Source organism: Nocardia brasiliensis (assembly GCF_042691675.1).
GTDB classification, from domain to species: domain Bacteria; phylum Actinomycetota; class Actinomycetes; order Mycobacteriales; family Mycobacteriaceae; genus Nocardia; species Nocardia brasiliensis_D.
In genome coordinates this window covers 6,989,288-7,002,497 of sequence record NZ_CP170507.1, presented here as the reverse complement: position 1 = coordinate 7,002,497, position 13,210 = coordinate 6,989,288, and the positions used below count along the sequence as shown (strand labels likewise).

The following is a 13,210-nucleotide window of genomic DNA, read 5'->3' as shown; positions in this document are numbered from 1 at the left end:
GCAGCGCCGCTTCGTTATGCGGTACCGGTGCTCAGTTGCCGGCGATCGCCTGGATCAGCGAGCCGTTCTGCGCCAGGATCTGCTGGTACTGGGCCTCCAGGCCGTGCTGCTTGGCCAGGTCGCTGCCCACGGCCACGGCCTGGTCGACGAGGGCCTGCTGGCTGCCGGGCAGCGGGAGCGCGGGCGCGGCGGCCTCCGGGGCGGGCTCCGGCTCCACGACGGCCTCCGGCTCCGGCTCGGAGGTGCCGGGGCGCAGGTACTGGCCGCAATGCGGCCAGGCGCCGACGCCCTGGGTGGCGAGCACGTTCTCCGCGACGCGGATCTGCTCTTCCTTGCTTGCGGTGTGCGCGGAGCCCTGGCCACCGTTGGCCGCCCAGGTGCTCGGCGAGAACTGCAGGCCGCCGTAGTAGCCGTTGCCGGTGGCGATCCCCCAGTTGCCACCGCTCTCGCACTGCGCGACGCCGTCCCAGTTGTGGGCAGGCGCGGCGGACGCGGTCGCGGTGGAGAGTGCGAACGGGACGGCAACAAGGGCGCCGGTGACAGCGGCAAAGCCGAGGGCGCGGGCGTTGAACTTCCGGTTCTCAGTCATGTGTGTTTTTCCCTCCCTGCGCCTACCGACACGACGATCGAGCTGCCGTGTCCCTGCCCCCAGGTCGTCGGGGATCCTCGAACCGCGGGGCAGGGTCGCCGGTATTCGTCGGTTCGAGTTCGAGCCCATCACGGATGATCCGGGCCGTGAACGCACGGTAACGAAGAAATCTCGGCAGATCACGTCTTGATAACAGTCGAATTGCATGAAGCGAATAACCCGAATATCGTCCTTTGTGCAGGTGGGAAATAACATCAACACGCATTCTGGACGGTCTGTTATAGCACCGTTATGTGATCGAGATCACCACGATATAGTGATTCAGATCACGTTTAACGAGTTGCCGCCGCCGGTGATAGCCCCATCCGCATTGTTCGCCGGGGTGCCGCGAGTCCACCCGGCGGAGCCGTAGGGTGTGTGATCCCCGACTCTCCGGTCTGCCTCGTCGCCTCTCGGCGGATGCCTCCGCCCTTGCCTTGGTGCCCGGCAAATACCCCCCTGACCAGACGATTTGCTGTCCCCGTGTACCCGTGTGTAATGTTGTGTTTACCGACGCGGGGTGGAGCAGCTCGGTAGCTCGCTGGGCTCATAACCCAGAGGTCGCAGGTTCAAATCCTGTCCCCGCTACTAGCGAAAACGGCCCGGAACTATAGGTTCCGGGCCGTTTTCGCATTAGTTCGGCATCATTAGCCAAACTTAGTGTCATGGTTGCGGTGCCGTCGCAGGGTTCGCGGCGTCCCGGACGGTGACCGTCGTGACCAGCTCGCGGGCCTGGCGCGCCGACAGGTACTTCTTCGCGTCCACGGGCACCAGGTCTAGCAGCAGTCGATGTATCCGGTTGATCGTCTGGGTCCCGGGCCCGGCCCAACTCCACCATCGCCAGCGCCCCACATTCGGTCACCGAATGTGGGGCGAGCTCATGGATGCACAGCGCGACGGAGCAGGCTACTGGTACGTCGGGCGCTGAGCTGAGTGCCCCTGCCCGGTCGGGCATCGCGTCCGTGGCGCTGGTCTGCCGTTCATGTTGAACGACCTTGATAAGGGGGGTGGCGAGCCCCATCCGTGGAGGGTGGCGTGCCGAATAGGGTTCGAGCCGGTCCTGTGTGTTCCGGTGTGATCTGCCGTCCTACAGGCTCCCTGTGTTGATACCCCCGATTTCGCCGCTACGGCCGCGTACACACCGCGGCATATCAAGACGACATCACAAGAAAGGCAAGTGAGATGGCATCATCGTTGTTCCAGTCCTTGTCTACCCGCTGCCGGTGTAGCAGACCGGCGATACGAGGGGCCGGCCTGGCGCTGACGCTCGCCGGGGCCACCTTGTTCCCGGTCACCCTGGCCGGTCCCGCTTATGCCGCCGACTGCACCATCGGCGACCACGTGGACCCAGGCACCTTCTTCACACCAGGTGAGACCACCTGCACCGTCCCTGCCGGAATGACGAAGATCTGGGCGGCGGCGCTCGGGGGCACCGGGGGCGGGGGCGGCGGCGCCGGCTACGGGGCCCTCTCCGGTGGCGGTGGCGGCGCGGGTGGCGGCGGTGCCGCAGTGGGTTGCGTCCTGAATGTCAGTGCGGGAGACACTTTGACGATCAAAGTCGGCGCCGGAGGTGCGGGAGGAAAGGGCGGTGCCCCGGTCGACAAGCCTGAGGGCGCTGGCTCCGATGGCGAGGCGGGCACTGCCTCCTCCATCACCAAGGGCTCTTCAGAACTCATCACTGCCGCCGGTGGCGAGGGCGGTAAGGGCGGTAAGAACAACCCCAGCAACGAAGGTGGGGCAGGTGGCGCGGGCGCCAACGCGACCGAATCGGACTGCCACGGCAACGAGAAATTCGGCCTCACCAGTGGCCCCGGCGGCGGCTCAGGTGGCAACGGCAGCGGGAACAGCGGTGGTGGACCTGGCCTGAATCAAAAGTCAGCATCGCAGATCGAATTGTTCTTCGGCTGTAAGCGTCCCGATTCCAGCGGAAGGGGCGGACGCGGAGGCGGAGTCGGAGTGTTGGAAACCGGTCCGGCACAGCCTGAGCCTGGCTACGACGGAGGGGCGGGTAGTCATGGTTGTGTCGTCCTGAGCAGTACCGACCCCAAGGAGTGGACTCTCAAACCGAGCCCTCCCCGCTACGAAAGGCGCGGTCCCGGGGAAGATAGATAGAAAGTGACACCCTGATCTAGGCAATTTCCGGCCCTGCGGCGAGCGCTGCGCCTGTGGGTCTGCGTTCGCGCCGGGTCGTGCTGATATTCAGCACGACCCGGCGCGTGCCGTGCGAGCATCGGTCACAGCGCAATCCGAATCCGCCGGGCGAAAGAGCTCCCGGTGAGCATCGCCCGCGATGTCTTGACGGCGGGAGAGCATCCCGACGCCGCCGACCTGCTCGGGCAGCGTCCCCTCGAGCGCGGGCATGGATTCAATCCGAACATCTGCGGCCGGTGCGGGCTCCAAGAGTCCTGGCATACGCTCGAACACGTTGTCGTAGAAGGATTTCCGACTACACATCACCATCGCCAGCGCCCCACATTCGGTCACCGAATGGCGCGAGCTCATGGATGCACAGCGCGACGGAGCAGGTTACTGGTACGTCGGGCGCTGAGCTGAGTGCCCCTGCCCGGTCGGGCATCGCGTTCCGTGGCGGTGGTCAGCGGTTCACTCCGCGTCCAGTGCGCGTCGGCCGGTTAGTGGGCCCCATACGCCGACCAGGACGACCATGGTGATCAGTGCGAGGGTGATGACCGAGAAGACCAGCCCGGGTCCGTTGGGACGATCGAGCAGGGGGAGTAATAGGAATGGCAGGAGTGCGGTGCTGATCTTCGACAGCGAATAGGTCGCACCGGACGCGGTGCCGCGCACCGCGGTCGCGAAGGACTCCGGTAGGTAGGCGTGCAGCGCGTCGGAGAACACGTTGCTGGCCACGGTGAACAGTCCGCCCGACAGCAGGATGAGCGGCACGCTGGTGGCGAAGCCGAAGGTCAGGCCGAATACCGCCATCATGGTGGCGGTCCCCATGACCAGATGCTTGCGTTCGATCCGCTCCATCAACGGGATCGCCAGCAGCGAGCCGAGCGGGTAGCCGAGATAGGTGATGGCCAGGTAGCTCAGCGAGGTCACCACCTCGAAACCCTTGCGGTCCAACACCAGCACCGCCAAGGTGCCGAAACCGTAGTAGCCGAAGACCTGCAGAATCATCACCGCGGCGAACAGAGTTGTCCTGGCGCGGTACGGCGGCCGGACTATCGCACTGAAGGGCGTGACGGGGGTCTTCTGCTGCTGCCGGGCGATCCAATGTGGTGACTCGGGCATGTTCCGCCGCGCCACGACCACCACGGCGGCGCCCAGCCCGCCGATCACGAACAGCCAGCGCCAGCCCTCGATACCGAAGGGCCGCAACGGAACCAGCCATTGGGCGAGGAACCCGACGATCGGCACCGCGCAGAAACCGATCGTGTACGCGGTGGCGATCAAGCGGCCACGCACCTGTGGCGGAACCACTTCCGAGAGATAGGTGTCGGACACGGTCATCTCGGCGCCGATTCCCAGTCCCGCCAGGAATCGCGTCGCCATCAGAAAGGTGATGTTCGGGCTGAACGCACCGAGCAGGGTGAACCCGGAATACAGCGCGATATTGACCATGAACATGCGGCGCCGCCCGAACACATCCGACAACCGGCCGATCACCAGCGCCCCCAGGAACTGGCCCGCGAACGCCGACCCGACGATGCCGCTGAGCTGAAAGGTGGACAGGTGCATCTCTTGCTTCAGCACCCCGGTAATGGTCCCGGCGAGGAACAACTCGTACAGGTCGAAGAACAGTCCCGCACCGACGAGAACGACCAATTTGCGATGAATGGGACGAACCGGAAGTTCATCCAGCCGGAGACGCTCGCGGCCGACCTCGGAGGCTGTGGTCATCCCGCCATACTCCTGATCAAGCCCCCTTTCGGCAACAATTGATCGTGTTCGGTCCGGTTCGCGAAGTTGCTGGTCCGCGGCGTGCACAGAACCCCGCCGGAACCGCGATTCCGGTGCTGCCCTGGCCGACTCGATGCTTGACTTGGTGGGTGCAGGCCGCGTCCGGCCGCACTTCAGCTAACCGAGGTCAGGAGGCCACGGAGATGCCCACACACGACGGAAGCTGGCCGCAGGGGACACCGTGCTGGGTCGACAGTCAGGTCGACGACACCACGCGCGCCCGCGAGTTCTACGGCGAACTGTTCGGCTGGGAAATTCTGGATAGTCCGCCGGACGCGGGTGGCTATCTGATGGCGCTACGCAACGGCAGACCCGCCGCGGGGATCGGGCCCAAGCCCGCCGGTGTGCCGATGCCCTCGGCGTGGACCACCTACTTCGCCGCGTACAGTGCCGACGCGATTGCCGAAAAGGTCACGGCGGCAGGTGGTTCGGTGATTATGCAGCCGTTCGATGTGCTCGACGTCGGCCGGATGTTCGTCGCCGCCGACCCGACCGGTGCGGTCTTCGGGGTGTGGGAGGCCAAGGCGCACACCGGCGCCGGAATCTACAACGAGCATGGCACCTACTGTTGGAACGAGCTGAACACCGATCGGTACAAGCAGGCGCAGGAGTTCTACGCGGCGGTATTCGGTTGGCACTACCACGAAATCGGCGACGGCGAGAACTTCACCTACTCGACCTTCAGCCTCTCCCCGACGGGCGAGGAGGTGGGCGGTGTCTTCGATACCTCGACCGAACCGGGCGATACCCCGCCCTTCTGGCAGATCTGGTTCCAGGTCGACGACACCGACGCGGCCGTCGCCCGGGCCGCGCAGCTTGGCGCCACCGTCCTGATGGATCCGCACGACAGCGCGTTCGGTCGGATGGGAGTCCTGCAAGGGCCGCAAGGCGAGGCGTTCGGCGTCATCGACGTCAACACGACGGTGGGTGAACCGCCGACAGGTGCGTAGGTTACGCCGTTAGGTATGGACAAAGGGCCTGCGTTTCGGCGCAGGCCCGCGCCGGTTCATGGCTTGCGGATCGGGTGGATCGGGTGGAACGGCACCTTGGTCGTCCGGGCGGTCGCCTTGGCGGCCCTGTTCTCCGCCGCGGCGGCGGCATTGGCGAGCTCGACATCGTCGGGGGCGGCGGCAGCATCCTCGGCCGCACGGGCGGCCATCTCGGCTTCGAGAATGCTGAGGAAGCCGTCAGCGGCCTCTTCGGTGGCGAGGACCGCCGCCAGCGCGGCGCGTGCGGCGTCGGCCGCGGCACGGGCGGCGGCCGCGGTATTCGACGCGGCTTCGGCGGCCTTTGCCGCGCTGTCGAGGCCGGTGCGAATGGTGTCGCGCTGGGCGGGACTCTGCTTCGCCTTTTCCGGCGCGGCCGGGCACGCGTTATCGCCGGGTTGCATCGAATCGCCGGGTTGCATCGATTCGCGGGGTTGCATCGAATCGCCGGGTTGCATCGAATCGCCGGGTTGCATCGAATCGCCGGGTTGCACCGACGCGCCGGGTTGCACCGATTCGCGGGGTTGCACCGATTCGGCACGGTCGCGCGCGCTCGCCGAGCGCTGCCGGGCCCGCTCGATCAGCGCCTGCTGGGTGGGTGTGTGGACTGCTACCGGATGGCCATCCGGCACCGAGCCGGTGGCGACTTGCGCGGACGCGATACCGACTCCGGACAGGACCAGGCCGGAACACGCGACGACCGTGACTACGAGGCGGGTGTGATCACTACGCATAGTGCTCCATCCATCGAAGAAGACCAGCCAGTCTCGTCAACGGTACTTCGACCTGCTCCGGCTTGGGGACAATTCGGACGGGCGCGCCGGTCCGCCCGGTGCTCAATGCCCGCGTGCGGCCTCGAGCAGCAGTTCGAGCGCATGGTCGACGGTCTGCTCGAGCACTTCCTCCGGACTGCCGTCGAACTGGCGATGCGAGGCCGTCACGTCCTTACCCGCAACCGAAAACCACACCGAGCCCGCGGGCTCCCCGTCCTGCGGACCCGGCCCGCCGACCCCGGTGACGGCCACCGCCAGCGTCGACCCCATCAGCGAGGTGACGCCCTCGGCCATCGCCTTGGCCGCCGTCTCCGACACCACCGGCACCTCGGGCACGCCGAGCACGCTGCGCTTGACCTCCGCCGAGTAGGCCACGACACCGCCGCGGAACCACTCGGCCGACTCGGGCGCGGCGCCTAGCGCGGCCGCGATCTGCCCGGCGGTCAGCGACTCCGCGACCGCCACCGTCAGATCACCGCGCTGGACCACTTCGGCAAGTTCTTCCGCCAGGCCGTTGGCTGTCAAAGGTTCGTCCTTTCTTTCGACATCACATCCATCATGCGCATTGCCGCGATGATCAGCGAGGACCGGGTGGGGTGTGCGAGACCAAGCCGTGCTGGTGGGCGTAGACCACCGCGTGAATGCGGTCGCGCACACCGAGTTTGGCCAGAACACGGGAGACGTGGGTCTTCACCGTTTCCTCGCCGACGCCGAGCAGAGCCGCGATTTCGGCATTGCTGCGCGCGTCCGCGAGCAGGAGTAGCACCTCCAATTCGCGGGCGGTGAGCTGGCCGACCTCCGCCGGGGTGTGCGGCGGGGCGAGGGTGGTGGCGAACCGGGTGGCCAGGCGGCGGGTCATCGAGGGATCGATCAGCGCGTCACCGCGAGCGGCGATCCGGATGGCGGCGACGAGTTCTTCCGGCGGCAGGCTCTTCAGCAGGAACCCGCTCGCGCCCGCGCGGAGCGCACGGTAGAGGTTGGCGTCGCTGTCGTAGGTGGTGAGGACCAGTACCCGGGTGCCGCCCGCCGCGACGATCGCCTCGGTGGCGGCGAGCCCATCCAGCTTGGGCATGCGTACGTCGAGAATCGCGACATCTGGTCGCAGCCTTGCGGTTTCGGCGATGGCGGCGCGGCCGTCGCTGACCTCGGCGACGCAGTCGAGGTCAGCTTGGCTGTCCACGACCGCGCGCAGTCCGGAGCGGAACATGCTGTGGTCGTCGGCGATCAAGACCCGGATCGACATCTTCACGAGCCGCCGATCGGGACGGAAACCGCAGTGTGCCAGGAGGTTCCGGACGCGTCGAGGCCGTAGTCGAGTTCGCCGTCGAAAAGTTCGGTGCGGCGGCGAATCCCGCCCAGCCCGCGCGGCACCGCGGTGTCTTCGGCCGCCGGTGCCGCCGGCATCGGATTGATCGCCCGGATCAGCACGCGCTCGGGCCGGTACTCCACCTCCAACCACGCATGCTCGCCGTCGCCGTGGCGCAATGCGTTGGTCAGCATCTCCTGCACGATCCGATACACCGTGACATCCAACGATTCGGGCAGCTCGACCACCGAACCACGCACGGCCACTTCGACATTCATTCCGGCGGCACGCACGTGGTCGACCAGCCCATCGATATCGGCCAGTCCCGGCTGCCGCTGTCCCGCGTCGTCGCGGCCGTGCAGCAGATCGAGTTGACGGCGCAGGTCCACCATGGCGGCCCGGCTGCTCGACTCCACCGCCGCGAGCGACCGGGTCGCCGTACCGTTCGCCGTGCCCGCCATGGCCATTCGGGCCGCGCCCGCGTGGATACCGATGGCGCTGACGTGATGAGAGATCACATCGTGCAGATCCCGCGCGATGGCGGCCCGCTCCTCGGTCACCGCTCGCTCCAGCGCGACCTGATGTTCCTGGCGCCGCAGCCGCTCCCGCTGCTCCAGATCGGCGATGTACGCGCCGCGCGCCGCGGTGTACCGGCCGACCAGCCACGGCACACAGCCCGCGGCCGCCGTCGTGGCGACCAGCAGCCGCCAGTCGTGGTCGTTCTTGCTGCCGATGAGCAGATGGGCCGCCGCGACACCGCCGCACATGACGAGCATGGTCAGCACCGATTTCGGTCCCGCCAACCAGGCACCGGCCCGGTACCCGGCCACCAGGAAACCGACATCGGCGAATCGGGTGCCGAACCCGTACTGATGCAGCAGCCAGGCGGCCAGCAGCCGGACCAGCACCTGAGCCACCGCGACCACACCGGCCGTGCGGGGCGGCGCGGCCAGCGCCAGATCACCGGCGACGATGGCGGCCACCGCCGCGACGGTCTGCCACGGCGCGACGGCGAACACGCCGCACAGGCCGAGCACCACGGCGTCGATCAGCGCGGCCACCACCGCGACCATCAGCGACTGGCGGGCCAGCGACCTGCTCACATCCAACAGTTCGCCACCGCCTTCGTGTCGTCGGAGCCTCGATCCTAGCCAGCTCGCCCGCACCCCGGCCCGTGGATGCTGCCCGACCACTGTGCCCGCCGCGCCGCGCCGCCGCGTCCCCCGCGCGGGGGACGCCGAATCCCTCGGCGGCGCGATGTTCGCGCAGGCCATCGCCCGTAGCGTCGAGCATCGACGACGGACAAGCAAGGAGATCCCGTGGGCAGAGTCGAGTTGTTGAGCTATGCCGTCCCCGCATTCGCGTTGTTCATGCTCGTGGAGTGGATCGCGTACCGCCGCGATCCCGATCGCCCGGCCAACGTCGGCTCGGGGCGCGACACCGCGGCCAACGTGGCGACGTTCACCCTCGGCCGGCTCACCAAACCGCTGACGCAGTATCTGATCCCGTTCTCGGCGGTGGTGGTGGCCGCCTCGGTCACCCCGTTGCACCTGTCCGCGAAGTCATGGTGGGTGTGGGTGCTCGGCCTGGTGGTCACCGATTTCTGCTACTACTGGGCGCATCGCGCGGACCATCGGGTTCGGCTGCTGTGGACCGCGCACAGCGTGCACCACTCGAGCGAGTACTTCAACCTGTCCACCGCGATCCGCTTGCCGTGGGTACATCCGGTGGCCAATATCCTGCGTGGAATGGCCTGGGTGCCAGCGGCTTTGCTCGGCTTCCCGGTATGGATGATCTTCCTGCTGCAGAGCATCGGCCTGCTCTATCAATTCCCGATCCACACCCAGCGCGTCGGCACGCTGCCGCGGCCGATCGAGTTCCTGTTCAACACCCCGGCGCACCACCGCGTCCACCACGGCTCGAATCAGCCGTACCTCGACCGGAACTACGGTGGCATCTTCATCATCTGGGATCGCTTGTTCGGCAGCTTCGCCGCCGAATCCGAACCCATCCGCTACGGGCTCACCAAGAACATCGGCACCGACAATCCCTTGAAGCTCAACTATCACGAGTTGGCCGGACTGATCCGCGATGTCCGGGGCGCCACCACCTGGCGCGGTCGCCTGGGCTACGTCTTCGGCCCGCCCGGCTGGACCGAGCAGGCGCAGGCTGCGCCGCAGCCCGCGAAGTCGGTCCAACTCACCTGAGTCGATTCGCCTGTCCGGCAACCGATCTCACACGCGGTCCAGAAAGAAACGAATGGCGGCGATCTGCGGGGAGCCCGCGGCGAACTCGACGAACGCCACGCCACGCGTGTCACCGAGCCGGACCGTCGCGGTCACCGTGCGACCGGCGGCGATCAGCTTGCTCCACCGCATATTTCGTGCTCGGTTGGTGAACTCTTCCACCGAAACCGGTGTGCCCGCGGGTAGTTCGACAACGGCATAGTGACCGAGCAAGCCGCGGACGCGAACGATGTCCGTGCTGCCCGCCGCGGCGAACAACCGTGTGGTTATCCGCTTGCCCACCCGTCCGACGCCGCCGAGCGCCCGCATCATGCCGAGCGCGCCGTCGACACCCTGATGGGTGACCAGTTGCGGTCCGAGTCGCAGCGCGGCACCGAGTCCGCTGGGTCCGGTACGCAACAGCTGCACGATCATCGGGCCCAGTTCCCAGTGCGCGGCCAGATGGGTGATCTTCCAGTCGCCGTCTTCGTCGGCGAGTTGATAACGCAGGTGCATCGGTACCGAGACCCTGGCGCCGGTGGACATCGTGGTCTCGATGGTCAGATCGCGCACCACCGTCGGCGGGTGCACGATATCCCGATCGACCCGGAACGCGATGGCATTCGGGGCGATGAAGGTGTCGTAGAACCGCTCGATGGCGGCACGGCCGACGTGTGGGCGGGACCCGACCGGGTCGTTGACCTCCGCGTCGGCCGCGAAGAGGTCGACCCATGCGGACTTGTCATGCGCGTCGACCGCGCGCGGCGACGCCTGGACGGCCGTCAAGAGCTCCGCGGCCGAGGGTTCCAGCGGCATGACAAGTTCCTCCGATGTCGACGATGACTCGTCCCATGGTAGAACAAGTTGCAATTGAGGTATTGCGTTCCGGCGCAGTCCTACTGGGCGCGGCCGGTCTCGGGCCGCATGGCCGCGGCCCTGATGCGGACCGCTATCCGACGCCGATACCAGCGGCTTCTCGGCAGAACAGCCAGAGCCGCCAGGCCTCGTCGGCGGTGTAGCGCGTCCGCCGTAGATAGTGCTCCGGCCGCACCCGCCGGTCGTGCCAGAACCGGCCGGACGGCAGCGTGGCCGAGGTCGCGGCGAGCCAGACCGCCGTGTCCGCGCCCTCCGCGGGACTGCGCAGCAGCGGACCGGTGAGTCGATGGAAGGCGGGCAGTGACGCGCTGACACCGGGGGTGTCGGCCCAGCCCGGATGCATGCAGTGCACCGAAATGCGCTGGGGTGCATAGTGTTCGGCCAGCAGGGGCGTCAATGCCACCTGCATGCGCTTGGTGCGGGCGTACGCGGTGGTCCCGGAGTATCGACCGAGTCGGTATTCGGGGTCGTCGACGGCGAGGCGCTGGGTGTACATCCCACCCGAGGACATCAGGATCACCCGGGACCCGTCGGCCGCGTCGAGCAACGGCACGAGTCGATCGGTGAGCAACAGCGGGCCGAGCACGTGGGTGGCCAGCGTGGTCTCGTGTCCCTCGGCGGTCTCGGTGCGCCGGGGCGGCAACACGCCCGCGTTGTGGATCAGCACGTCCAGTCGCGGCAGCCGGTCGGTGAGCTCGTTCGCGCAGTCGGCCACGGAGTGCGGATCGGACACGTCGCACACGGTCACCGAGACATCGGCCGTCGGGTCGGCGGCCACGATCTCAGCGGCTGCCTGCTCGCCACGGCCGCGGTCGCGGACCGCGAGCACCACCGAGCCGCCGAGTCCGGCCAGTTCCGCCGCGATGGCCTTGCCGATCCCGGAATTCGATCCGGTCACCAGCGCGGTGCGGCCGCGCATGGCGGCGGGGTGTGGGTCGGCCGCGGGCCAGCCGCGCCTGCGTAACCGGAAGCCGAGGCGGCTGTAACCGGGAGCGATCGTCCGGTCGAGCAGGGTATCGAGGAAAGCGGGGGCACCGGACGCATCGGTCATGGCGCAATTCTCGTCCGCGACCGGCGGATCTGGCAATAACGATGCATGAACGTTGCATTGTTCCGGCGCCTCGCTAGAGTCGAAGCATGGCCATCGAGTGTTCGAGCGTCGTCGCGGCACCCCGGTCCGAGGTCTTCGAGTGGCATGCCCGACCCGGCGCGTTCGCGCGGCTCGCGCCGCCGTGGCAGCCGGTGTCGGTGCTCGCCGAGGCCGCTTCGCTGGCCGATGGGCAGGCCGTGCTCGGGCTGCCGGGCGGGTTGCGCTGGGTGGCCAGACACGATCCCGATGGCTACGACCCGCCGCGGCGGTTCGTCGACCGGATCGCCGTCGACGGTGTCGGCTCGCTGCCCGCGGGCCTGCTGCTGCGCTGGCGGCACACGCACGATTTCGAGGTCGTCGACGACACGCACACCAGGGTGGTGGACCGCGTGGAGTCACCGGTGCCCGCCTTCGCCCTTCGTCCGATGTTCGACTACCGATATCGGCAGTTGGCCGACGACCTGGCCGCCCACGCCGACGCGACCCGGGCGGGCTTCGCGGCCGAGACGATCGCGGTGACCGGCGCATCGGGATTGGTCGGCTCGGCGTTGTCGGCGTTCCTGACGACCGGCGGCCACACCGTGCTCCGACTGGTCCGACACGCACCGCAGCCGGGCGAAAGGCAATGGAACCCGGACGATCCCGCACCCGACCTGCTCGACGGCGTCGACGCGGTGGTCCACCTCGCGGGTGCTTCCATCGCGGGCCGGTTCACCGACGAACACAAGCAGGCCGTCGTCGACAGCCGCATCGGACCGACCGAGCGGCTCGCCGCACTGGCCGCCCGCGCAGGCGTGCCGACCTTCGTCAGCGCGTCTGCCATCGGCTACTACGGCTACGACCGTGGCGACGAGCGGTTGTCCGAAGAGGCCTCGCGTGGCGACGGTTTCCTGGCCGACGTGGTCGAGGCATGGGAGGCGGCCACCGGCGCCGCCGCCGACGGCGGAGTACGTGTCGTCACGATGCGGACCGGGATCGTGCAGTCGCCGCGCGGTGGCACCCTGCGACTGCTGCGGCCGTTGTTCGCGACCGGTCTCGGTGGCCGGATCGGTGACGGCGAGCAGTGGTTGTCCTGGATCGGGATCGACGATCTGGTGGACATCTATTATCGCGCGCTGTGGGACAGCACGCTGTCCGGCCCGGTGAATGCCGTTGCCCCACAACCTGTTCGCAACAGCGAATACACCAACATCCTGGCCGGCGTGCTGCGCAGGCCCGCATTGCTACCGGTGCCGGAGTTCGGTCCGGCGTTGCTGCTCGGCGAGCAAGGCGCCCGCGAACTAGCCGCCGCGAGCCAGCGGGTCGTGCCCGCCGTCCTCGACAAGGCCGGGCATCGGTTCCGCACACCGGATCTCGCGACGGCGCTACGACATCTGCTCGGCCGCGCCCGACACTGAATCGC

12 protein-coding genes and 1 tRNA gene are annotated in these 13,210 nt (G+C 67.8%); 4 read left to right on the top strand and 9 right to left on the bottom strand.

Annotated features, from left to right (window positions below; translation table 11 throughout):
* Positions 1–31 precede the first annotated feature (31 nt).
* Positions 32–589 (bottom strand): transglycosylase family protein, encoded by a 558-nt coding sequence (locus ACFK0J_RS32160; protein WP_378733473.1) that lies wholly within the window; start codon positions 587–589, stop codon positions 32–34.
* 553 nt (positions 590–1,142) lie between these two features.
* On the opposite strand from ACFK0J_RS32160, the gene ACFK0J_RS32155 reads away from it, so the two are divergent.
* Positions 1,143–1,216, top strand: a tRNA-Met gene (locus ACFK0J_RS32155).
* Positions 1,217–1,291: 75 nt separating this feature from the next.
* On the opposite strand, the gene ACFK0J_RS32150 is transcribed toward ACFK0J_RS32155, so the two are convergent.
* Together ACFK0J_RS32150 and ACFK0J_RS32145 are read right to left on the bottom strand one after the other, a co-directional pair.
* Positions 1,292–1,480 carry a hypothetical protein gene (locus tag ACFK0J_RS32150; protein WP_378733472.1) on the bottom strand — a complete coding sequence of 63 codons (189 nt, stop codon included), beginning with the start codon at positions 1,478–1,480 and terminating at the stop codon, positions 1,292–1,294.
* Positions 1,481–3,229: 1,749 nt separating this feature from the next.
* On the bottom strand, positions 3,230–4,492 hold the full coding sequence (locus ACFK0J_RS32145) for an MFS transporter (RefSeq protein WP_378733471.1): 1,263 nt from the start codon (positions 4,490–4,492) through the stop codon (positions 3,230–3,232).
* 203 nt (positions 4,493–4,695) lie between these two features.
* Between ACFK0J_RS32145 and ACFK0J_RS32140 the strand changes: the two genes are divergently transcribed.
* Positions 4,696–5,502 carry a VOC family protein gene (locus ACFK0J_RS32140; RefSeq protein WP_378733470.1) on the top strand — a complete coding sequence of 269 codons (807 nt, stop codon included), beginning with the start codon at positions 4,696–4,698 and terminating at the stop codon, positions 5,500–5,502.
* A gap of 56 nt (positions 5,503–5,558) precedes the next feature.
* Here the strand turns inward: ACFK0J_RS32140 and ACFK0J_RS32135 are convergent, their stop codons facing one another.
* The 4 genes from ACFK0J_RS32135 to ACFK0J_RS32120 form a co-directional block, all read right to left on the bottom strand.
* A complete protein-coding gene (locus ACFK0J_RS32135) occupies positions 5,559–6,272 on the bottom strand; it encodes a hypothetical protein (protein ID WP_378733469.1) in 714 nt (237 codons plus the stop codon).
* A 102-nt stretch (positions 6,273–6,374) separates the two neighbouring features.
* Entirely contained in the window at positions 6,375–6,836 is a 462-nt protein-coding gene (locus ACFK0J_RS32130) for a CinA family protein (RefSeq protein ID WP_378733468.1), read from the bottom strand.
* A gap of 52 nt (positions 6,837–6,888) precedes the next feature.
* On the bottom strand, positions 6,889–7,554 hold the full coding sequence (locus ACFK0J_RS32125; RefSeq protein ID WP_378733467.1) for a response regulator: 666 nt from the start codon (positions 7,552–7,554) through the stop codon (positions 6,889–6,891).
* Positions 7,555–7,556: 2 nt separating this feature from the next.
* Positions 7,557–8,720 (bottom strand): sensor histidine kinase, encoded by a 1,164-nt coding sequence (locus ACFK0J_RS32120; protein ID WP_378733466.1) that lies wholly within the window; start codon positions 8,718–8,720, stop codon positions 7,557–7,559.
* Between the two features lie 267 nt (positions 8,721–8,987).
* Between ACFK0J_RS32120 and ACFK0J_RS32115 the strand changes: the two genes are divergently transcribed.
* Positions 8,988–9,824: a sterol desaturase family protein gene (locus ACFK0J_RS32115; protein ID WP_378743184.1), complete on the top strand. Its 837-nt coding sequence runs from the start codon at positions 8,988–8,990 to the stop codon at positions 9,822–9,824.
* 27 nt (positions 9,825–9,851) lie between these two features.
* Here ACFK0J_RS32115 and ACFK0J_RS32110 read toward each other — a convergent pair whose 3' ends face one another.
* Together ACFK0J_RS32110 and ACFK0J_RS32105 are read right to left on the bottom strand one after the other, a co-directional pair.
* Positions 9,852–10,658, bottom strand: coding sequence for a nuclear transport factor 2 family protein (locus ACFK0J_RS32110; protein ID WP_378733465.1), 807 nt, complete (start codon positions 10,656–10,658; stop codon positions 9,852–9,854).
* 133 nt (positions 10,659–10,791) lie between these two features.
* Positions 10,792–11,769, bottom strand: a complete 978-nt coding sequence (locus tag ACFK0J_RS32105; protein WP_378733464.1) for an SDR family NAD(P)-dependent oxidoreductase — start codon at positions 11,767–11,769, stop codon at positions 10,792–10,794.
* 86 nt (positions 11,770–11,855) lie between these two features.
* On the opposite strand from ACFK0J_RS32105, the gene ACFK0J_RS32100 reads away from it, so the two are divergent.
* Positions 11,856–13,205, top strand: a complete 1,350-nt coding sequence (locus tag ACFK0J_RS32100; RefSeq protein WP_378733463.1) for a TIGR01777 family oxidoreductase — start codon at positions 11,856–11,858, stop codon at positions 13,203–13,205.
* Positions 13,206–13,210 lie beyond the last annotated feature (5 nt).

Bases quoted from the DNA above. Each gene is read 5' to 3' on its own strand.
- ACFK0J_RS32160 (WP_378733473.1), bottom strand. From the start codon at position 589: ATGACTGAGAACCGGAAGTTCAACGCCCGCGCCCTCGGCTTTGCCGCT.
- ACFK0J_RS32145 (WP_378733471.1), bottom strand. From the start codon at position 4,492: ATGACCACAGCCTCCGAGGTCGGCCGCGAGCGTCTCCGGCTGGATGAA.
- ACFK0J_RS32140 (WP_378733470.1), top strand. From the start codon at position 4,696: ATGCCCACACACGACGGAAGCTGGCCGCAGGGGACACCGTGCTGGGTC.
- ACFK0J_RS32135 (WP_378733469.1), bottom strand. From the start codon at position 6,272: ATGCGTAGTGATCACACCCGCCTCGTAGTCACGGTCGTCGCGTGTTCC.
- ACFK0J_RS32125 (WP_378733467.1), bottom strand. From the start codon at position 7,554: ATGTCGATCCGGGTCTTGATCGCCGACGACCACAGCATGTTCCGCTCC.
- ACFK0J_RS32115 (WP_378743184.1), top strand. From the start codon at position 8,988: ATGCTCGTGGAGTGGATCGCGTACCGCCGCGATCCCGATCGCCCGGCC.
- ACFK0J_RS32110 (WP_378733465.1), bottom strand. From the start codon at position 10,658: ATGCCGCTGGAACCCTCGGCCGCGGAGCTCTTGACGGCCGTCCAGGCG.
- ACFK0J_RS32105 (WP_378733464.1), bottom strand. From the start codon at position 11,769: ATGACCGATGCGTCCGGTGCCCCCGCTTTCCTCGATACCCTGCTCGAC.
- ACFK0J_RS32100 (WP_378733463.1), top strand. From the start codon at position 11,856: ATGGCCATCGAGTGTTCGAGCGTCGTCGCGGCACCCCGGTCCGAGGTC.